28 protein-coding genes are annotated in these 20,507 nt (G+C 35.7%); 1 reads left to right on the forward strand and 27 read right to left on the reverse strand.

Annotated elements, in window-relative coordinates; genetic code table 11:
• Positions 1-86 precede the first annotated feature (86 nt).
• From B5X81_RS28410 to B5X81_RS10260, 15 genes are all read right to left on the reverse strand, one after another.
• Positions 87-218, reverse strand: coding sequence for a CD1375 family protein (locus B5X81_RS28410; protein ID WP_280175263.1), 132 nt, complete (start codon positions 216-218; stop codon positions 87-89).
• A gap of 14 nt (positions 219-232) precedes the next feature.
• Positions 233-388, reverse strand: a complete 156-nt coding sequence (locus B5X81_RS27380) for a hypothetical protein (RefSeq protein ID WP_170917362.1) — start codon at positions 386-388, stop codon at positions 233-235.
• Positions 388-2,253: an Ig-like domain-containing protein gene (locus B5X81_RS10200; protein ID WP_330397369.1), complete on the reverse strand. Its 1,866-nt coding sequence runs from the start codon at positions 2,251-2,253 to the stop codon at positions 388-390. The genes B5X81_RS27380 and B5X81_RS10200 overlap by 1 nt, the downstream gene beginning before the upstream one ends.
• A complete protein-coding gene (locus B5X81_RS10205; RefSeq protein ID WP_079491498.1) occupies positions 2,228-3,286 on the reverse strand; it encodes a reverse transcriptase domain-containing protein in 1,059 nt (352 codons plus the stop codon). Before B5X81_RS10205 ends, B5X81_RS10200 begins: the two co-directional genes overlap by 26 nt.
• 258 nt (positions 3,287-3,544) lie before the next feature.
• A complete protein-coding gene (gene avd, locus B5X81_RS10210; protein WP_079491500.1) occupies positions 3,545-3,877 on the reverse strand; it encodes a diversity-generating retroelement protein Avd in 333 nt (110 codons plus the stop codon).
• The gene (locus tag B5X81_RS10215; protein WP_170917363.1) at positions 3,865-4,119 is read right to left on the reverse strand and encodes a hypothetical protein; all 255 of its coding nucleotides are present in this window, start codon (positions 4,117-4,119) and stop codon (positions 3,865-3,867) included. The genes avd and B5X81_RS10215 overlap by 13 nt, the downstream gene beginning before the upstream one ends.
• Complete coding sequence (locus B5X81_RS10220; RefSeq protein ID WP_079491504.1) at positions 4,097-4,408, reverse strand: inorganic polyphosphate kinase; 312 nt, start codon at positions 4,406-4,408, stop codon at positions 4,097-4,099. The genes B5X81_RS10215 and B5X81_RS10220 overlap by 23 nt, the downstream gene beginning before the upstream one ends.
• 3 nt (positions 4,409-4,411) lie before the next feature.
• On the reverse strand, positions 4,412-4,717 hold the full coding sequence (locus B5X81_RS10225; RefSeq protein ID WP_079491506.1) for a hypothetical protein: 306 nt from the start codon (positions 4,715-4,717) through the stop codon (positions 4,412-4,414).
• On the reverse strand, positions 4,701-5,657 hold the full coding sequence (locus B5X81_RS27790; protein ID WP_208985034.1) for a serine/arginine repetitive matrix protein 2: 957 nt from the start codon (positions 5,655-5,657) through the stop codon (positions 4,701-4,703). The genes B5X81_RS10225 and B5X81_RS27790 overlap by 17 nt, the downstream gene beginning before the upstream one ends.
• 2 nt (positions 5,658-5,659) lie before the next feature.
• Positions 5,660-6,796 (reverse strand): baseplate J/gp47 family protein, encoded by a 1,137-nt coding sequence (locus tag B5X81_RS10235; RefSeq protein ID WP_079491508.1) that lies wholly within the window; start codon positions 6,794-6,796, stop codon positions 5,660-5,662.
• Positions 6,796-7,215: a contractile injection system sheath initiator gene (locus B5X81_RS10240; protein ID WP_170917364.1), complete on the reverse strand. Its 420-nt coding sequence runs from the start codon at positions 7,213-7,215 to the stop codon at positions 6,796-6,798. Before B5X81_RS10240 ends, B5X81_RS10235 begins: the two co-directional genes overlap by 1 nt.
• A 2-nt stretch (positions 7,216-7,217) precedes the next feature.
• Positions 7,218-7,499, reverse strand: coding sequence for a hypothetical protein (locus tag B5X81_RS10245; RefSeq protein ID WP_079491512.1), 282 nt, complete (start codon positions 7,497-7,499; stop codon positions 7,218-7,220).
• A gap of 14 nt (positions 7,500-7,513) precedes the next feature.
• Positions 7,514-8,275 (reverse strand): hypothetical protein, encoded by a 762-nt coding sequence (locus B5X81_RS10250; RefSeq protein WP_079491514.1) that lies wholly within the window; start codon positions 8,273-8,275, stop codon positions 7,514-7,516.
• On the reverse strand, positions 8,265-8,846 hold the full coding sequence (locus B5X81_RS10255; RefSeq protein ID WP_079491516.1) for a hypothetical protein: 582 nt from the start codon (positions 8,844-8,846) through the stop codon (positions 8,265-8,267). Before B5X81_RS10255 ends, B5X81_RS10250 begins: the two co-directional genes overlap by 11 nt.
• The gene (locus B5X81_RS10260) at positions 8,846-11,248 is read right to left on the reverse strand and encodes a phage tail tape measure protein (protein WP_079491518.1); all 2,403 of its coding nucleotides are present in this window, start codon (positions 11,246-11,248) and stop codon (positions 8,846-8,848) included. The genes B5X81_RS10255 and B5X81_RS10260 overlap by 1 nt, the downstream gene beginning before the upstream one ends.
• 79 nt (positions 11,249-11,327) lie before the next feature.
• Here B5X81_RS10260 and B5X81_RS10265 point away from each other — a divergent pair, with 79 nt between their 5' ends.
• Positions 11,328-11,570, forward strand: a complete 243-nt coding sequence (locus B5X81_RS10265; protein WP_079491520.1) for a hypothetical protein — start codon at positions 11,328-11,330, stop codon at positions 11,568-11,570.
• 213 nt (positions 11,571-11,783) lie between these two features.
• Here the strand turns inward: B5X81_RS10265 and B5X81_RS10275 are convergent, their stop codons facing one another.
• From B5X81_RS10275 to B5X81_RS10330, 12 genes are all read right to left on the reverse strand, one after another.
• The gene (locus B5X81_RS10275; RefSeq protein ID WP_079491523.1) at positions 11,784-12,113 is read right to left on the reverse strand and encodes a DUF6848 family protein; all 330 of its coding nucleotides are present in this window, start codon (positions 12,111-12,113) and stop codon (positions 11,784-11,786) included.
• A gap of 37 nt (positions 12,114-12,150) precedes the next feature.
• The gene (locus tag B5X81_RS10280; RefSeq protein WP_079491525.1) at positions 12,151-12,582 is read right to left on the reverse strand and encodes a hypothetical protein; all 432 of its coding nucleotides are present in this window, start codon (positions 12,580-12,582) and stop codon (positions 12,151-12,153) included.
• A 15-nt stretch (positions 12,583-12,597) separates the two neighbouring features.
• Positions 12,598-14,007, reverse strand: coding sequence for a DUF2586 family protein (locus tag B5X81_RS10285; protein ID WP_079491527.1), 1,410 nt, complete (start codon positions 14,005-14,007; stop codon positions 12,598-12,600).
• Between the two features lie 2 nt (positions 14,008-14,009).
• Positions 14,010-14,195 carry a hypothetical protein gene (locus B5X81_RS10290; protein ID WP_079491529.1) on the reverse strand — a complete coding sequence of 62 codons (186 nt, stop codon included), beginning with the start codon at positions 14,193-14,195 and terminating at the stop codon, positions 14,010-14,012.
• Between the two features lie 13 nt (positions 14,196-14,208).
• Positions 14,209-14,706: a hypothetical protein gene (locus tag B5X81_RS10295; protein WP_079491531.1), complete on the reverse strand. Its 498-nt coding sequence runs from the start codon at positions 14,704-14,706 to the stop codon at positions 14,209-14,211.
• Entirely contained in the window at positions 14,699-15,193 is a 495-nt protein-coding gene (locus B5X81_RS10300) for a phage virion morphogenesis protein (protein ID WP_079491533.1), read from the reverse strand. The genes B5X81_RS10295 and B5X81_RS10300 overlap by 8 nt, the downstream gene beginning before the upstream one ends.
• Position 15,194: 1 nt before the next feature.
• Entirely contained in the window at positions 15,195-15,647 is a 453-nt protein-coding gene (locus B5X81_RS10305; RefSeq protein WP_079491535.1) for a gp436 family protein, read from the reverse strand.
• An 11-nt stretch (positions 15,648-15,658) separates the two neighbouring features.
• Positions 15,659-16,558 carry a Mu-like prophage major head subunit gpT family protein gene (locus B5X81_RS10310; RefSeq protein WP_079491537.1) on the reverse strand — a complete coding sequence of 300 codons (900 nt, stop codon included), beginning with the start codon at positions 16,556-16,558 and terminating at the stop codon, positions 15,659-15,661.
• Positions 16,559-16,583: 25 nt separating this feature from the next.
• Positions 16,584-16,985, reverse strand: coding sequence for a hypothetical protein (locus B5X81_RS10315; protein WP_079491539.1), 402 nt, complete (start codon positions 16,983-16,985; stop codon positions 16,584-16,586).
• On the reverse strand, positions 16,985-18,001 hold the full coding sequence (locus B5X81_RS10320; RefSeq protein WP_244282056.1) for a phage protease: 1,017 nt from the start codon (positions 17,999-18,001) through the stop codon (positions 16,985-16,987). Before B5X81_RS10320 ends, B5X81_RS10315 begins: the two co-directional genes overlap by 1 nt.
• Before the next feature lie 210 nt (positions 18,002-18,211).
• Positions 18,212-18,943 (reverse strand): phage head morphogenesis protein, encoded by a 732-nt coding sequence (locus B5X81_RS10325; RefSeq protein ID WP_079491541.1) that lies wholly within the window; start codon positions 18,941-18,943, stop codon positions 18,212-18,214.
• The gene (locus B5X81_RS10330) at positions 18,918-20,498 is read right to left on the reverse strand and encodes a DUF935 domain-containing protein (RefSeq protein ID WP_079491543.1); all 1,581 of its coding nucleotides are present in this window, start codon (positions 20,496-20,498) and stop codon (positions 18,918-18,920) included. Before B5X81_RS10330 ends, B5X81_RS10325 begins: the two co-directional genes overlap by 26 nt.
• Positions 20,499-20,507: the final 9 nt, after the last annotated feature.

The following is a 20,507-nucleotide window of genomic DNA, read 5'->3' on the forward strand; positions in this document are numbered from 1 at the left end:
TGTAGCTTCGCAATTTTTTTTGCAAATTTTCGCATGATTTTTGGCAAAAAAGCAGACTCATATTTTCGAGCCTGCTTTTCTCTATTTTACTGGTTTTCTTCTTGATGTGCAAGGTGTTCAGCCACTGGTATTTGATAACTTTCAGGAATACCCTCAATTTCTCTTTTCCCAGCTTTAATGAGAAAACTGTAAATTTTTACCATATATTGTTTAATCATCTTTATTCCCTCCTTTATTTAGATTCTAAAGTTGCAACTTTCTCCTCAAGAACTAGAACTCTCTCGAACAAATCAGCCATTCCTTCGTACAACTCTGAAAGCATTTGTATTTGTTTTTCTTCTTCTTCTTGCCTTATTTCCATAATAGATTTTCTATTTATCATTTTCATTACTCAAAAGCACCTCCAAATCCTCTAATTGAAACCTCATTTTCATTATCTGGATTTTTATCAATAGTGATTTTGATATTGACTCCCCATTTTTCGGCAGTTTTTACTTCGTTAGTAAAGTTAAAATGTCTATTTTGTGCCACTTGAGAAGTTATATCTTCCCATGTGGGGATTTCATCAAAACCATTATTACAAGCTTCAACTGTTGCTGTAGCACCTTCGATATTCCATGAAGGCGTAACAAGTATTTTACTCGCTTTAGCGTCTGTCTCAAAAGGTTCTTTAAGAGCAAGTTTTATCTTTGTTTCGCTTTTCATAAAATTGAAGTTTCTTATAGAAGTAGAACCATTGGAGTCAGTAGCTTCAACTTTAAGTGTATGGGAGCCATTTGTAAGCTTTAGCCATTCTTCTTTTGGTATTGTAACAGTGTTTGAAGCCCCTAAAGTAGCCACAAAGCTCTTGATTACTATATCGTCTATTTTTTCTGTGATTACTACGGTATCACCTTCAGCATCAGTCACGATATAATCCCTTGTCATAGGAGCCGCTATCTCTCCAAGTTCTTCATCTGTTCCAGAAATTAAGGGTGCTGTGTTTGTTCTTCTGAAGGTGTAAGTCCTATAAGATACCCCTCCATTGCCATCATCAGCCTCAATTGTAACTGTATTAGAGGATAGAAGAGGCAAAGCATATAAAGTGTCATTGTCTATATCTATTGTTATATCCTGACCCTTTGGAGCGTTACTTAAAATTCTTATGATATCACCATTAAGCTTTTCTTTAACTGTAATTGAGTCATTATCACTGTCTGTTACTTGATAAACAACTTGAAAACCAATATTTTTGTCACCAAGATTTTGGTCTTGACCGCTTATAGTTGGAGCTGCATTTGTTCTTTTGAAAGTGTAAGTCCTTGTTGCTGAAGCTCCTTTTCCATCTGATACCTCAATTGATACAGTGTGAGTTCCAAGGCTCAACGAATCAATATCAACATCAATGGTATACTGGAAATTTCTTTGTGCTGGACTAATAACTTTTTGTTCAACTCCGTCAAGTTTTTCCCTAATCGTCAATACATCCTCAGAATCAGTGTCATTGACTTGGTACGTTATTTGAAAGTCTGAATTTTTATCCCCAAAGTTGGTGTCTGAGCCAGAAAGCAGAGGGGCAGAGTTCAGAATTTCAAGGACGGGACGCCAGCCGAGGTCACCGGTACGACCCGACGCAGTACCGTAGAACCACCACCGAGCCGAACTGCCGCCACGAATAGCACGATAGGACGTGTTGGAAGAATAAACCTCTTGACACCAAGTATATACTCCCATCCAATTCCAAAATTGATTATGCGTACTATTTTTATCCGTCATATCTCTTGTAGTATCTAAATCGCTAGAAGTAGGAGAGGGAAGCCCTGAAATTGATTCTTCCCTAGTAATAAATCTATCCCATTCGTTATCTATTGGTGTTCCTCCTGCATAATAATTATCATTCCTTTTGTTGCTTCCACCAGTCAAAAGCCTTACTTTGCACTGCTGTCCATCTATAGTTATTGTTTTCCCAGTAATATAGTTCTCACTATTGAGGTCATTCCATGAAACATTCACAAGAATTACCCTGTCACAAATAAGGAGAGTTTTGTCTCCGTCCTTAATTTTAACCCACTTCAGTTTTTTAGCAGAGTCAGAGGGAGTATCTCCTAAAGTCCATTTTGACATATCAATTAATGACTCAAAATCGGAGATGTCGCCAACGCCAATACCGCTGACTGGCTCACTGCTTATTCTCCATGGTTTAGAGGGTCTGTTTTGAGCTATGCCATTTTTATAAAGAGCTCCCAGTTCAACAACTCCTAAATATTCTGCCAAAGTATTCACCTTCCTTTTCAATTTTTACATAAGGATATTTCTTAAATATCTTTTTACAAAGATTAAAGCTATTTGAATGTCTTGCGTGTCCAAGCCAACTATTAACAGCTTGAACAACTTCCTTTTCAGTCATTTTTCCATTTCTCAGCTTTTTATCCATTGCCTTGATTCTTCTTTTCATAGCTCTTTTAGACTGATTTCTAAGAAGCTTGTGAGTAGTCCATATCTTGTAACCATACGCATTTACACCTTGACTTATAGGAAAAATTTTAGTCTTTCTATTAGTTTCAAGGTCAAGCTTTTCCTTCAGGAACCACTTAATCTTTCCAAGATACTCCTGAGCTTCATGTTTTGTTTTTGTAACAATGATAATGTCATCCATATATCTCGTATACCACTTGATTCCCAAGTATCGCTTTGCGAACTGGTCTACCTCATTGAGGTAAATGTTAGCAAAATCCTGACTCGTAACATTCCCAAGCGGAATGCCTTTTTCTCCTTCTGGAGAAGAATCTATGATTTTATCCAAGAGCCAAAGCATATCAGTATCTTTGATTTTCTTCCTCAAGATATTTTTCAGGATATCTCTATTGATTGAATAAAAGAACTTTCTGACATCCATTTTAAGAACCCATCCATCTCCATATTTCCACTTGCAAAGCCTCATGTTGTGCTGCACATTTTCAACAGCCTTATGAGTTCCTCTTCCTTCTAAACATGCATATGACGTATTAATAAATACTGGCATGTAAACCTCTTGAAGTATGTTATGGACTGCAAATTGGACTATCTTATCTTTGATTCTTGGGGCACTCACCATTCTTTCTTTTGGCTCATATACTTTAAATCTAATGTATGAGCCCATTTCATACCTCTTGTGTTTCAGCTCTCGCCAGAGCCTGACTAAGTTTCTTTCTCTGCACATATCAAAGAGAATAGTATCTTTTCTAAATTTGCGACAACCTTTCTTGGTGTTCTTATAGCTAACTTCAAGGTTTTTATAATCAATTACTTTATTAAATAACTTCGTCATTATGGCATCCTCTTTCTAGGCTTGGCAAAAATGACTTGTTCATGTGTTTACACCTGAAGGTGAAGGATTGGCTCTCCCCTGAAATTCTAGGGTCATGCTGGTGAATCCGTAAACGCACCAGTCAAACGGTATTTACAGGGCGGGACGCCAGCCGATGTCATCGTTACGATTCGACGCAGTATTGTAGTTCCACCTCCGAGCCGAATTGTTGCCACGAATAGCACGATAGGACGTCAAACAGAGCCAACCCTGCATATATTAAGCTTTCTTCATTAAGCCGCCAGTAATTCTTCCAAGCTCTGATATTTTATCTTGTAGCTCCATAGCTTTCTTTTTGCTGATATACTTTTGTTCTCTGGCTATACCGAATAATACAAGAAGCAGCTTAAGGTCTGCATCCACTTCATGTAAATATTTAAGTCTATATTTCTTTAAAGCATTTGCCATCATAACATTTCGTATAACTCTGTAACAAGCTTGCTTTATCTCTTGACATAAACAAAACTTTTCAGCCTTTGGAAACCTTTGTAATACTGGATAGATAGAATTTAAAAAGACCTCAGCTTTTTTCTGTAATATTAAAGGCTGCATGATTGTAAACACCTTTTTTCTCTAATGTTTTCTATAGCTGCAATATCGCCATAGTAGTTGCATCCATAGTCAGTTATTTCAATAGATGCCACTTTATCAGTCCCAGCCACTATACCCTTTATCCTGATAGTATCATTCTTGCAATTATCACATATAGGAAGCAGCTCCTGAAATAAGTTTGATATAATACAGCTTAGCTCACTCTTGCTGCAAGCAACTTTATACATAAATCTTTTTTTCAACTGGGTCATATATTCCATTTTCAATCTCTACGCTATCCAGATTATCAAAGTTTTCAAAGAATACATTATTTGTTAAATTATTCAGCGAAGCATTTTTTAAAATTGCAACCTCTACAGCAAGACTTGTTATGTTGTTAGAATTATTAATTGTTTCATCTGTTACATTGTATATACCATCCTCAATGTGATTCATCCTTCTAGCACTTATTGGAGTGCCTTCTTGAATTACTTCTTCTGTATCAATATCAACAATATGATCTTTCCAATAATTTTTATCATACCTATCCATCTTCTATCCCTCCACTTCTACAAACCTATACTTAAAAACAGTATATAAGCCTTTTTGGGAAGGCTTAATAAAAACTCTAGATGCATGAGCTATAGCATCGCCATCTATATCAATAAGTTTTATATTATCAATTTCACCTTCTACAGAATCATCAAGATACACATATATCTTGACAGTATTATCATCTATAGATGATTTGAAAATATCAATTTGTTTTTCATCTCCATTCAACTCATAGGTAGCATGAGATAGAGAATTTATAAATCTTTGGGCCTGCTTCCTGATACCTATATTAGTCAACGTCTTCATTAAAATCACTTCCTTCACATCTCGCTATACCGCATAAGGGGTATTCGCTCAAACCATCTTTATTGTAATTATCTATTTCTAGATAGCTTTCAAATATTTTAGCAATGGTTTGTTTATCTGGATAAACCCCTGACAAAATTTGATTACACCTTATATATTCAATTATTCTTGTTTGTAAGTTTTCAAAAGTTTTAAACCCTGATTTAAAATCACAATATTGAGCATATATTTCCTTTATATACTTTTCATTAGAAGCATTTGTAAAGCCTGCTTTTGGATATTTTACTTGAACATTCTTGCTAAAGGATTCTACATTTAACATGCTATTAAACGCTTTACCTTGATTGTTAGGTTGTGGCCACATTCCGCATGATATTGTATTGCATAAAGGTAATCTTGAATATCCAGACCGGAAGCTTGATCCAATTCTTATATTTGAACTTTCTTCTATCCCGTAGGATGGTAAACTACTTGCGGATTTAACCTTCATAATTTCTTTATTTATGACACCGATATCATCTATATCGCTAGCCTTAACGCTTCCAAGATAAATAATAAACTCAGCCCATCTTTCAGGATCGTGTACGTAAAAGGGTTCTATATAGGATTGTTCATAACCAAGAGCTTTTAAAGTTAGTAAAATAGCTTTCTTGCTTCCTGCCATAATAGCTATTTCCCATTTTGCCAATAGCCTTTTTTTGTAACTCTCATCGGTTTCCCCTGCAAACCTTTTTAATTTTCTTCCTTCTCCATGTTTATCAAGAGCCTTTCCAGAAGCGGTGTAAATAAGAGCCTGTCTTCTTATTAGAAATATTTTTTCTTTTACTTGGTCTAAAACATTCCCTAATACTTTAAATAGTTTATATGCATCACTTTCACTAGGTTCTGATAATTTTAATGGTCTGTGAGCTAGATACCATAAATATTCAGTAAACTTCATGATTAACTACTCTCCTTGACCACATTTACCGTAACATCCCTTAGTATAATAAGATTTTTAATCTCCAAAGATACGTCCTCCAAGGGATTATTAACTATCACATTAATTACATTTTCTATACTCATAAGTTTATGGCTTATCTTAGCTCTATATAGTTTGTTTCCTGAATTCTCATCATTTATGGTAAATAAACTTTTTATAATATTTTCTGCTTCTAATTTTATTTGTGTTTCATCTCCATATATATCATCTATATAAACAGTTACATCAATATCCTGATAAATCGCTTCAGGCCCATAAACCAAGACATCATCATATGGTCCTTTAATCTCTTCAATCTTTTCTCTAACTGATTGAAGAAGTGCTTCAGTGGGAAGGCCTGCAACTCCAGTAACAATTATATCGATGGTTCCTTGTCCCCTTGGATGCTGGTCATCAACAAATACAGTAAGTACCCCATTAACATTATTTACATAAGACCTATAGGTGTCTCCAATAGGAAAGGCAGCAAGTTCAGCCCAAGTGTTTTCACATCTTTTCCTTAAGGAATCATCACTCTCTTCATCAGTTCCTTCCTTGATTAGCCAATTGATTTCATTGGTTATATAATCAATGCCTGGAATATGCTGAACCGAATATTTTATCATACCAGAAGACACGTTATATATAGACCCAGGGAATTCAGCTTTAACAGGAATATATGCCTTTAGATCATCCGCTTGCATAACTACAGTTTTCGTCGATATAAACCGTAGAATTTTATCATTTTGGTAGACATCAGTTTTAAATATAGTTCCTTTAGGAATCTGTTTAGACATCCCATCACTTGTGTTTCTGCCTACTGTTATGCTTCCCTCAGTTTTGATTGCTTGTTTTCTTTCCTTCCCAAATTCCCTTGCCTTTAAATCCAGCCAAACGCCTTTAGCATCTGGTAAAAAAACCATAGATACTACTTGTAACAGCAACTTGTAGAGTTCATTTACCGACTTAAGAAATATCATTTCCAATGCTTTAAATATCTTGCCAGCTCTAAAATTCTTAATCTTAAAATCATTGGCATCAAGCTCTTTTTCTACTTGATTGCTCATTTCATCTAGGTTAGGTATAGGAAGAATTGAATTAAGATCCTTTTCATCCATTACACGTTCACCACCTCAACATTAACTCTATCTGCCACAGTGAGTGCTAACTCAATTTCTTTATCCAAAATCCTAAATTTTACACTTGTTGTAATTGCTTTTAAATCCCAATTAGAAATATTTACTTTTATAGAGTCAGGACTTATAAATTCATTCCTTGAAAGCTTAGTTTTTATTCTTTGGGTAAATTCCAGTCTATTTATTTCATTGTTTTGTTTTTGTATAAATTCTAAAAGCCCATAACCATATTCTTTGTCATAGAAAAGATCGCCAGGCTGTGTATTCATTTCATTTCTAATTTCCTGAATTAGGCAATCATATTCAGTTACAATTTCAGCATCACCATCAGGAGCCCTAACAAAATTCCCTTGATCATCAATTAAGATGTCAGACCCAATTAATTCTTCAATTGTACTCACAGTCAATCAACCTTTCCATCTACATAAGGCATACCTAAATCATTGTAATAAAATCCGACTCTTACCACATCCCCAACCATGTAACTATTTCTCACTTTTACTTTTGGTATTTCAGGGTACTCATCATTAGCCTTTCCATACTTATCAAGGAGCCTTATATCAACAAAAACTTCATAAGATTTTGTGACAACTGCTTTTACTGGATAATGGATAGAATAAAGGTCAGGATGTTTCTCCTTTAAAAACTTTCTAATTGTTCTAACGATTAAATTGTATAGATCCATTTTTCCTCCATGCTCTATATGAAATAAATCTCAGTCCTTGGAAAGCCTTTTTCGTTAACAGAATAATGCACTCTATAGACTTCAAAAATCCCCGATATACTTGGGTGGGTTACATTAATTTTGTGAGAATGCCTTACAAAAGGAGCTGATATCGTTTCAAAAACCCAAAATCCATTTTTGAAAGTCATATTAATAATGTTTTCGCCATATATAAACTCGTAAATTTCATCTTGATCTGGAATTTCTCCCCAGTAAAATATTTTATCTAAAAAGAAGAATCTTTCATTTATTCCCCATATTCTATTTACTTCACCCATCAGTTCAACAATATTTTTTCGTGCAACTACAAGCGTAGGCTTTTTTACAAAGGTTTGAGATTTTATTTTATAGTTTTTTATTCCAGCCTTATCTAGGCCATATTGTATTATTTCTTGAGGGGATACATTTAGAAAAGTTTCTGTAATTCGTGTCTCCTCAAGCTTTATCATTTCATCCTTTGCCACAATTTCGTTATCTAATGTCATCCCAGTATTTACAGTTCTTTTCACATAACCATCAAATATAGCTTCATTATTTCCGGAATATCCTAAATAAATTTTCACATCATCCATTTTGTTAAAACTTACTTTATCAACAAATTCTTTCGTAAACCTTACCTTCGCCCAGTCAAAATGCTTCTCCTTTGATGAAAAGACATCAAAAGTTACACCAGTATCAAAAAAGTATGAACCTATCTTAACACTTACAGTGGGGTAAAAGAACTCTTCATTTAACATAGTAAGGCCTCCAAACAATATCATCATCTATAGCTGCTGTTGCTTTGCTTTTATCTATTGGGCTGTTTCTTTCCTCTAAATAGGTTTCGTACTCATTAATAAGATTTAATTTAGGGCTAATACTAGACTCATTATTATTTGATACTGAAGATGTTTTTGTTGATCTTATAGTAATAGGAATGTATTCCCAAAACTCGCATACAACCTTTATGATATTGCTATTATTATCTTCCCTTGAGGTAAGCTTTTTGAAGATAACCCTGGTAATGCCTCTAGTATTCAAATGCTTGTTGAATATTTCATAGACCTTCGGTTTTTCTTGTCCAGGTCTTTTAAAAATGTTTTGAATCCTTGAAAGCTGCTCAAACTCATCCTCCTGGTTATTAGGTCTAAGTCCTATGACAAGCTTTATTTTTGCATCCTCATAGCCCGTGGCCTGCTTTGGCTTGACTGACTTTCCCTTAACATCAACCTCATCAACCTTTACATCTGAATCTATTTCTAGCTTTTGAAAGATTCCAGGGAGGATTACACCTCCAACCTTAACAATATCAGTATCTACTATAATCATTAAATATCATCTCCATCATCATCTGTATCAGACTCAACTTGATCCTCAAGCTCCTTGATAATATCCATCAACTGGGCGATATCCTTGATATTTTCCACCTTCAGTTCAAGCTTTTCTATAATTATTTTCTTATCATCTTCCTTGTAATAAATTTTTTCTCTGCTTTGGCTATCCTTTTCCTTGATAATTTCCTTTAAATCAATCTTCTCAATCCTTCGATCCCTTCCAAAAGAAGCCTTTTCAAATTGGGGCATTGCTGGATTTATCATTCCTGCAAAGGCAAGCTCTGTTGTTCTTTTTAATATAGGAGCTTCAATTTCCATTCCCGCTGATAAAGTCTGAAATATTTTTCTACCACTAAGAGTAAGCTGAGACAAGGGGCCCTCCTTTGCATCGGAAAAGGGGAGAAGATTTCTTATTTTTGCAAGCCCCTTCTTAACAGCGTTTATAGGAGCCATAACTCCATCGGTAATCCCTTTTCCTAAAGTCTCCATTATCTTTTTTCCTGACTCCTTAAAGATGTTAAGCTTCTGAAGAACAGCTTCTTTAATTTTTATTGGAAGCCCCCTAAACAAGCTTGTAAGGTTGCTAAAAAGGTTGTTAAAGAAGGAAATTATCTTATCCCAATTCCTGATTATAAGAGCCGGAATACCTATAACTGGAAATATAGCTGAAAGTAGTAAAACAAACCCTTGAGGAAGACTGTCCACCTTTTCTTTAACCCAGCCAAAGGCATTTCCTATTAAATTTAAAGCTCCGTTAAATACTCCTGAAACAAAGCTTGATACCTTATCAAAATGTTTCCAAAGTAGATATAAAGCAGCAATAAGGGCGATAACCCCAATCACAATCCATGTAATAGGGTTTGCTAATAGGGCTGTTGTAAAAGACCACACGCTTCCTATCAAACCCGGAAGAGCCTTAGCTCCTGCTATTACAGCCTGCTTAGTCATGTTGAAGATGCCTAGAGCAAAGTTTTTAATCCCTACACCAGCAGTCTTAACCATTTCCAGTCCCATTTTAGCAACCCTCAGGGTGAGGCTGCCTACTCCTTTGGCGGCTTTTAACGTATTAGAGCCTAATTTACCAATAACGCCTTTAAATATTACCATGTTTTTAATCGCAGTAGTAACTACCATTCCTCCTATGCCGAAAACTGCAAGCATTCCTCCGAATATGGTAATCAATATACCTACAGCTAAAACTACCTTCATAATAATAGAGGTAAGTTCCTTGTTTTTATTTACCCACTTGGTTATATTTTCTATGTGCTGACTTCCAGTTTTTATAAGGCTTAGGACAGTTGGTATAAGGGACTTGCCCATCTCTTCTTTAAGATTGTGGGCCTGCTGCTTCAAAAGCTCATATTGGCTTCCAGGGTCTTTGTTCATAACTCCCGCCATTTCCTCGGCTATTTCAGTTCCCTTACCCATTGATTTATGCATATCTACAATATTTCTTTGAAGATCCCCAGTTTTGTTGTAAAGGAGATCAACAAGGGCCACAGCTTCTTGTCTTCCAAAGGCCTTTTGAAGCTCCAACTTTTCAGCAGCATCCATGGTTTCTCCAAACTTGCCCTTTAAGGTTTCTAATATTTCAGGAAGGGATAAAAGCTCATTATTTGTATCCACAAAGGTAAGGCCTAATTCCTTGCCGGCCTTTGCAGCATTTTTTATAAAGGAATTGTACTTTGTGCCAGCTTCACTGCCCGACATTGTAGCTTGGAGCATCCCCATAATTGCAAGCTGCTCCTCTAGGGGTACCTTGGCAGTGGTCGCCGATGCCCCCAGGGTTTCTATTGCCTGGGCCATTTGTGATCCAGTTGTCTTAAACTGCTTTACTGATCTTGATATGCCCGCTGAAAACATTTCTCCAAATTCTATATCGCTCATATTTGAATAAAAGTCCTTATACACACCGTATCCAGTGGCAAATAAGGAGGTCATTTCATCAACCGATGACTTTGTAGCCTTTGCTGTAAGGCCTGAGAGCTTTGTGTACTGAGCAACTCCTTCATCTGCAAGGGAGGAAATTCCTGATTTGATATCATAGGCGGAGCTAATGAATTCAGCCTTTGTGGTTCCAGACCAGGTGTTGGAAAATTCTACAGCAGCCTTTTCAAGGGCTTCCATGTTTTCAATTCCTACAGATGAAAGCTCCCCAAGGGCTTTTTGTGTTTCAAAGGTGGCTTCAACGGGGGATAAGACCCCCTTTGTTATCCCGACTCCGGCAGCACTGACTATAGCTCCGGTCTGGGCTGTCTCAGCATAGCTTCGTCTTAAATTGTCAAGTCGTTTTGTTGTTGAATCTACCGCTGAGTTAATTTGCCTTGATGGCCCGGTAAGGTTATCTATCATATTTACAAAGACTGAAAGCTTAAAAATAGTATCTAGGCCACCCATTTTCCCACCACCTTATTGTTAAATTTTGCTAAATAGGGTATACTAAAAATATAATAAGTTTTTATAGGAGGTTAAAGATATGCTTACCTTTACTCTATATCTGCTTTTAGGAATATTATGTATTTGCGTCGGGGTTATAGTTCCTTTTTTTATCTTGATGGCAATTTTTTGTACTCCATATTGGTTTTATCTTGGCATGTATAAAGAACAACATAATCTATCAAAGGATTTCAGAAAAACTAATTCTGTCTTCAAAGAAATAAAATATGCTGCTATATTCTATGGACAGATAATTCGATTCAAGAAACCGACATTTGATTAATAGTCGGTTTCTTTTATTCTTCTTCACCGAATACATCTGATATAGCGTTTGCTATTATATTTTCTTCTATTTCCTGAAGACATTTAGCCTTGGCAACCCCTTTTAAAAACTCATCTATATCCATATCTTTTATTTCTCTTACGCCTAGGAATCTATAGAGCAGAAGACCCCCATAGGAAATAAAGTTTTCCTTTATTTCACATATCTTCTGATCTATAATATCTTCAAATTTGTGATATCACTTAGTCCCATCAGTCTAAGATATTCCTTGGCAATAGATGAAGCTGCTGCTGGAAATTCCTCTAGGATTTTTTCTAACCTTTCTCTATCTTCATCAATTATTCCTGATATTACTAGATTCTTAAATGCTTGAGCAGGCTTTTTAGAAGCATCCTTGATAAACCTGTTGTAGGTTAGAACACTTGGCTTTTTGAATATGAATTCAACTTCTTTATCTTCACCATCTTCATCAACTACAGTAGTGGTTATAAGGTATATCTTTCCGTGCTTAGCCTTTAATTCATCAATTCTATTTTTATCCATTTTAATTTCCTCCTTTTGCAATTTTATTTGCGAATTTTTATATAGCCTTAACGCCATTTCTTACTATTACACCGGATACAAGTAAATCCAAATCAACCTTTAGACTTTTATCTCCCTGGGCTGCTTTATTGGATGTTTTTGTTATTGATACCTGGGGCAGTACATCGGTTTGAGTAGGGTAGTTATCGTTAGCATAGGATACTACTATTTTAGGTATTTCAAGCATATATAAAGAAATCTTCTTTTTGTTGCAGTATGCTAAAAGAATGTTAAATTCTTCTCTGGATAAGGATATTTTGGCAGTGGGCTTATAGTTTCCAGTTCCATAGCCCTTAGGCTTAGATCCTTTTCCATATTGCAGCTCCTTTTCAAGTTCATCATCATAGCTTATTTCCAAAAGCTCTATGTTTAAGCCTGTCAGATGTATATCTACATCTGACCAATCGTATCTTTTTCCATTTACCTTCATGTTTCCACCTCATTCCTATTTAAATGGGTTTTCCATTCCAAACTCAATTTCAATTTCCCTCATTATAGCCATGGGAACTGCCTTTACCTTCACCTTGAGTTTTGATGTACCTAGTACGTTTTGCCCCTTTGGAATAATGACTTCCCCAGATGCAATTTCTTTATCATCTGTCATGTTTTCAAGGGGAATTTGAAGAAATTCCTTAAGTAGATTGATGCTTCCTTCTATATTTATAGGATCAAGCTGCATTTGGATGTTAAAAAGGGCTTGTTTTCTTATTTCCCTTACAGCTTTATTTATAGTTCTGACAGTTTCTGCATATTGATAATCAGAGCCATCGGGAGCAAACATTCTTCCGTTAGTTACGTAAAAGCCCTCAAGACCTATATATCTTCTAAAGGTTACGAATTTTGCTTGATCAAGAATAGATATATAAGGCTCTATTCCTTCTGGTAAAAGCTTTATAACATTATTTAAGGGAAACTCTGAAACCTCTCCAATGGATTGAGAGACATTGGATTTTGAGTATAATCCAGCAACATCCCCAGCCCCATTGCTGTTTCGTATTTTCCCATCCAGTGAAACTATTTCAGCCCTTGCAGCAACTACTTGAAGTCTATAGTTATTTACGCTATTCCTTGCAGTAATAAGGCTTTCCACGTATTCGCTTATAGATTCTTCCTTTTTTTTATTTCTTGCCTCACATATTATGAATACTGGCTTAAAGTAAGTGCTAAATAAAATATCAGCTTGAGTTGCCACAGCCGCCCACATAGGGGCATCTGATTCCCCAACTATATGGATGTATTCAAATTCAAAAACTGCATCCTCAGTAGTAGATATAGCATCTAAAACTTCTTGATTTGACATTTTGGGAGCAGTTGTTTTGAAGCTGTATACATCTCCTATCTTAAAGGAGTTTTCTGGATCAGCAGCTTCAGTAAAGGTTATTTTGATTCCAGTGTTTTCTATAGTTACTTCTCCATCTGTAGGGATAGTTTTTTCGCCAGTGAAGCTGTTTCCACCATCAATTGAATATCTATAGGTGGCTCCGTTTAAACCTCCATCTTTTAAGACTTCAATAATTATTTCATAGCTGTTTTTCGGTGTGCCAGATACAGTATAGGTCGCCTCACCTGTACCACTATGTATTACATCGCCAATGCTTCCTGCCTCAGTTCCTTGTGTAGGAATACAATAAATGGTAGATGCTCCAGTCCCTATACTATCCATTACAGCGTCTGCTAGGGGGCTGTGGCCAAGTACATCCTTTATTTCATTAACCTTCATTGAACTATTTATTACTATAAGCTTGTTTTTTTCGGCCTTTGATACACCGATTTTGACATGTATGCCATCACCGCCAGCAGATGATATTCCAAGGCCACCATCGGCAATTTTAATCTTCACATCATTCAATGACATCTTTATTCACCGCCTTTATCAATAGAAGATTCTAGAAATTTCTTAGCTGCATCAAGAAACTCTTTTTCACTTACTTTTTTCCCATCGGCCCATTTTTTATAGATTTTAAGACCTATATAAACTGGCTGGGATATTTTATGCTTTTTCTTTAATTCTTCAATTGAAGTCAAATTAGTTTTAGCTTTCACAGAATCACTTCCTTTATGTTCCAATTTCAGTACCGGTTATTTCTATTTCATTAATCTTTACAAATGGTACATCTACATAAACGCCACCTATAAATTCGATGAGAATTTGTACAGCTATTTTGCTTTTTAGTATGCTGTCCTTTTCATCTACCCAATAGCTTTTTAAAATATTTATTTCCACATAGTTTCCATTCCCATCATCAATTCCAGCACCTATACCCTTTAAAAATTCACTAAATATTGCTTCGCATTTTTCTTCGCTGTAGTCTCCTATTATTACTGTCATTTGTGTTTTTCTGGTAAGTTTTTTGATTCTTTTAACCTTAGTTCCATTTTCTAAGGTATACATTTTTTTTGACCCGTCCTTTTGAAATTTCTCATCTTCAAACAAAACAGCTCCAATATGAACAGCTCCTGAAGCTTTAAGCTCCTTCATACTTCTATAGACTTTTCTTTTAATGCCAGCACTTACAAGTTTCTTTTCAAGGTAATCCTTGTATTTGCTAATCATCTATATGATCCCTTACTTTCTCTTCTAAAGTTGCCTTTATTTCTGCCATATCTTCTTTAGATATGCCAAGGAATTCTCTTTTAGGCATATTGACATTGACTTCCTTTTTAGTTATCCATTTACCATTTATTTTGAATCTAAGACCTTTTTTGTTTTTAGCCCTTATGGTGAATTTGCCTCCTAATTGATGGGTTCCAGCATAAATCTTGTTTGTACCTACAGCAAAACCTTCAGGAGTTGCTTTACTTTTAATTGAATTTTTAAGCTCAGATTCATCTGTAAGAGTTTGGCCTCCTTCTTCCTTTGCCCTTATAGAGGGCTGCCATCTCTTTCCCTTTGGATCCTTTTCATCTTTAAATCTTTGCTTTGTACTAGACAGTAGGGCTTCTCCTAAAATAGTATTTAGTCCTTGGTAATCAAAATCTTCTAAGTTTTTAATCGTATTTATAAGCCCATCAATATTTCCTTCAAGTTTTATTCCTGGCATTTTACATTCCTTTCATACTACTTCTTGAAAAGAGCCTTTTATTTGAATTAATTTTAAAGCCACTTGCAGCTCTTTTTTCTGGTCTTTGGATACCAATGTCAATTAATCCTTTGGCAACATTTTCAAGGAATTTTACAGCACTTTTATATCTAATAAGCAGTATGTTTTCTCTTTCATCTTCATCAATTCCAATCCTTGAATAAACATTGTAAACAGCTATATCCTTTGAAAACTTGTTTATTATTTTGGGAGTAGGGGAGGGAAGGGGAGTGGAGTACCTTTTATTAAGGTATCCATCAATTTCCCCATCAGCATCCTTTATTGCTTCATTAATTATTTCACTTATCTTTATTTCACGCTGAGCTTCATCCTCAATATATTCATCTCCAATGATGGAATTAACAGCATCATCCTTAATCATTTCTCGTACTTCACCCATGCTAGAATAGCCCATTTAATCACATCCTATAATGGTTTGTCTTCTTCACCAGTAGAACCAAAGGCAAGCTGCCACAATCCATAGCCAGCATTATCCCTGGAGTCAGCTCCATAGATATACTTTTTATTCATAAATACATTGGTGTCACTTTCTTTGGTCATTGATACAAATTTAGGCTTCTTTCTCTGCTGGAATATCGTTGGCCTTACTGGCCTTGATACATCTAGTAGGAACCAAGCAGTAGGATTGATTGAAAGTTCAGGAGCAATTAAAAGCTCAGCTGATCCTTTATATATATTTGTTGTGCCTTCAATTTGCTCAGAATATAATATTCTTCTAGCTTGGCTCTCAAGCTGTGGTGGCACCACTAAAAGATTTGGAGTTACCTTTAAAGGTTTCCCTCGGTCGTCCTTAAAACTCATCATTGAAGCTCTGGCATCGCCATAGGTTTCAAGAGTAAGCTTATATGTGCTTTTGTTACTTTGAGAACCGCTTTTACCTTCCTTATGATCATCAGCAAAAAAAGCTTTCTTATCGTAACATTTGTTAGTAAATCCATTTATTAATAAGGGAAAAACCAGCTCATCAGGATGCATAGCAGCAGAATTACCCATCTCTTGAATTATTGGTCTGTATACTCCGATGCTGTCATCTTCAATGTCATTTCTATCTACTGATACAGTTACTTCAAAATCCTTGTTCTTGATTTCATAATCGTAGGCTGATAAATTTTGAATAACTCTATCGCTTATCCACTCCTTCATGCGTGGAACCTTTCCAAGCCATTTATAGCTTTCCTTGGCTGTACTAGATGGAATCACAGTGGCAATTTTTGTATATAATGGCTTCGCATTTTCAAAAGCCTTGTTATAAATCACCCTGAAATTTGTGTATATACTTTGTAAAACCTGTTGATTAACAAGCATTTTTCATTCCTCCTAAATTATAAATTTATTCTATTTCAACCCATACGCCATAGGTATCAACTGCAATTACTTTTCCTGCTATAGACCTTGAAGAAGATCCATCCGATGATGATACTGTCTCATCATCAACAATATAGCAGTTTGAAAGCACATGAGACTGTAAAACTGGATCATTTTGATCATTCTCAAACCTAAAGCAGCCCCTTTTAACTTTTACAGTGGCATCTCCATCTTGCCCTTCGGTATTATCAACATATTCTTCAGCCCTTCCTGCTGCTGTGAGTCCCACGCTTTCTGACCCTGGAACAGCATATCCTGAGGCTAAGGTTATAAGTGACCCTTCAAATATTCTGATTCCTGCCTTTACTGGAAGTACCAAGCAGCTTACTTGTCTTTCTGGAGTATTTCTTCCTGCTGCAAGTGCCATTATTTATCATCCTTTCCATACTTTTCAATGTCCTCTTGGCTGACTCCAAGCATTTTGTTGACACTTATCTCTTCAGCACTACTTTTTATTTTTGTTTTATCGTCATCGCCTCCACCAATTTCATCAAGGGGAACTACCTGTGGGGCTGTATCGATAAACTTTTTGAATCCAGAAGGATCTTTAAGGGCTATTTCTTCAGCCCATTCTTTTTGTGCCGGTGTGATCTTTCCTGTGCTTAAAGCCATCTTTACTAATTCATCACTTTCATTTTTTTCAATCTTTTCCTTCAGCTTGTTGAACTCACTAACTGAAACATACCCAGCAGGATTTTTCAATGCAATGATTTTGCCTTTTACATCATCAAGAGTGGATCCTTCATTAAGATCTAAAGCTTCAAGGACTTCCTTGCTTGCAATTGTTTCTGTTTCTTCCTTTTCATTTGAAGCTTCGCTAAGCTTTTTAATAGCTTCAAATATTTGTTCTTCTGTTGAATCTTCTGATAATCCTAATAGCTGTGCTAATTTCTTTAAAAATTCCATTTCTTTATTTCCTCCTTCTAGATCAATATCTAAACTATTTATAATAGGCTCCATGCCATCTATAGCCGGAGTATTGGTCAGTGCAATAGAGTGTAGCACCGTGGCTCTATCATCGGTTTTCCTCTTAAAAATCACTGGAGAAAGATATCTATATTCCTTATTAGCAAGGTACCCTTTAGCCTTATCAGTCCACTTCACCCTTGCCATAATACCTTTTTCTGTGTACTCTATATCCTTTACCCAACCAGCAGCAGGAGCTTGAACTCCTTCAAGGGTTTGATGCTCATAATCCACTACAACATCAATCTTTCTATCCTTGAAATAGTTGTACATACACTTAAAGCTTTCTTTATCAACCTTAAAGGGCCCTTTTCTAGACTTAACTAGCCCCAATGGAAGTATTTTGATTTTTTCAGGAATCCCATCTATATCTATACTATTTGCTATTATGAAAAAACCTCTGTTTTTCATTTTCATCTATAATCACCTGTAAATTATATTTTTGTATAGCGTTACAACCCCGTTACCTTGCGTTATTTTGCGTTACCAGTATAGGAAAGGTGTATTACTATTATTTGGTAACTTTTTCTTTAAATAAGGGCCTTTAAACGGATGATTTATGTATATTTCTATTTCTATTTGGAAATACTATCAAGTTACGCTTAAATTTATTAGTATTTTCAACCGTTACAAGCTTTTATCCATTCTTTTTTTATAGGCCTTTTCTAAAGCCATAGGATATTTTGAAAGTTCAGGCTCAAAAACTGTTTTTGCTGGATTAGTCTCAAAACCTTTATCGGGGATTAGGTTTCTTAAAACACCACCCTTAGGCTCTACCATAACTGGAATTTCAGTTTCAATCTTAAGACCTTTCAATTCAACCTGTCTTTTAGATAATGTTGATACACTACATCTGCATCTATAGCCATTTGGAGGATACCATGTGTCCCATATTTCATGATCAGCGGGATACACTTTTCCATCCATTGCTAAATGTGTAGGTCTGCTTCTTCTGTCATTTACCGCATCATATATCCAGTAGGGCCTCGCCTTTAAAGTTTCAGGCTTTGTCATCTGCTTATAGTGGCCAACATTATATGCAGTCTGAATATTTGTTCTGAAGATATTATCTGCTTGATAGGGGGTTATTCCCTCATAACCCTTCCTAGCAAGAAAATCATTCATCCTGTTTTTAAATTCCCCTGAAGTTATTCCATCCTTAAGGGCTTTCACTAATTCATCCTTAAACTTTTTGAGAATTTCTAAGGATGTATAACCTGATACAGTAAAGGCTTTTGTTTTATAATCTTCTTTTATCGAATAGAATTCCCCTGAAGTTACTGGTATCTTCTCTTTAAAATATTCTATAGCTTCTTCAAAGTTCAGGGGCTTATTAATTATCTTTTGGATGTTCAGCATTCTCTCTCATCCTTCCAAGAATATCAGCTGCAAACATTACCCTGTGAAGAAGCTCCTCGAGCTCTTGATTATCCATTTCCTTATATAGCTTCTCAACAATTTTAAAATCTTCTAATTTCTTTTTCATGCCCTCAAGGGAATCAGATTCATCCATAAGCTTTTCTAGGGGCTTAAATATTTCCCTAAATATTTTGATGCTTTCTATAGTGGCACCATCTGCGAGGGCATCAATTTTTTTTTGATATTCTACAGATATGGGATTTTTATTAACCTTAGTTTTATTAGCTATTATTTGACCAGGAATTTCTTTCATAGCTAAACTATTATTAGGCTTTGCTATTATCTGTCCTGGCTCTGGCTTAGGTATCCCAAATTTTTCATATATATGCTCTATGGATATTGGAAGCCCTATATCATTTATCAGTTTCGCATAGGTGTTTGCATTTTTTTCTTGATCCTCTGGAGGTTCGCAGTGAAATTTAATATAGGGTAAGCGTTCTGCTGTACCAAAATTAAATAAACAAAGAGGCTTTATTAAATCTCTTTTTAAGGTTTGAGCTAAAGCCTTGCAGTCAGCCTCTATAAGATCTTGTCGTACCTCTCCGTGGGTTTTGGATGCAGCATAGGAGCCACTACTTCCAACTTCACTTGTCAGTGTTTGCCCTAGTATAGCCTTTGACATTTCAGCATTACAAAATTTAGCCAATCTTTCATAAATGTCCGCAGAAGCTGTTTTATTTGATTCGATAAATTCTATAAGTGTGCTATCTGGGATTATTCCAGCAGCATCACTGCCAAGCATCATAAGAGCTTCCATCAGAGCGTTTTTGTCTTCTTCAGTTGTTGAAGAATTATATTTACCTAGTCTAAGGGGCATCCCAAAGACTTCGCAAAAAGCAACCCAATCCTTTATGTCATAGTTCTTAAATAGATACATCCATGCTGCAACTCTTAAAATTCCCGCCTTACTCGGATGACCAGAACGGGCTTTATATCTATGAATTATAAATTTATTTTTAGGAAGCTTTATTCCGCTGGGTTCTTTATCGGTTCTGACCTTCATTGCGTCATGTTCATCCCAGAAGAATTTTTTTTGATGTCTCCACTTTATCTCATCAACCAATACATTGTTATTCTTAAGTTTCCACATTATTTCACCAACAGCAAAGCCTTTGCCTATTGCATCAAGCAGATCTATAAATACATCCTCTAGTGACTCTATATTCGATATAGCATCTGTAATGAATTCGGCAATCTTTTTGTCTCTCTCATCATCAGAGAAGGGGAGTATATCATAATCTATGCCAATTACTGCGTTTTTCCTTGTCTGAAGCTGTGAGAATAAATGCAAGTCTTTACCTTCAATTTCTTCAAATAGCTCCATTTGTCTATAGACATCACCAGTATCAGCTTCTTTAAATATTTGAGCTAATCTAACTGGAGTAAGACCATCTGAAGGGTATTCACTGTATTTATCGTAAATTCCAGCCACTGCTATTTCTCTTTGTATTGGTTTTTTAGAGCTTATTCTTTTTCCGTATTGATCTAATATCATATTTGCACC

Source organism: Maledivibacter halophilus, from assembly GCF_900167445.1.
Classification (GTDB): Bacteria; Bacillota; Clostridia; order Peptostreptococcales; family Caminicellaceae; genus Maledivibacter; species Maledivibacter halophilus.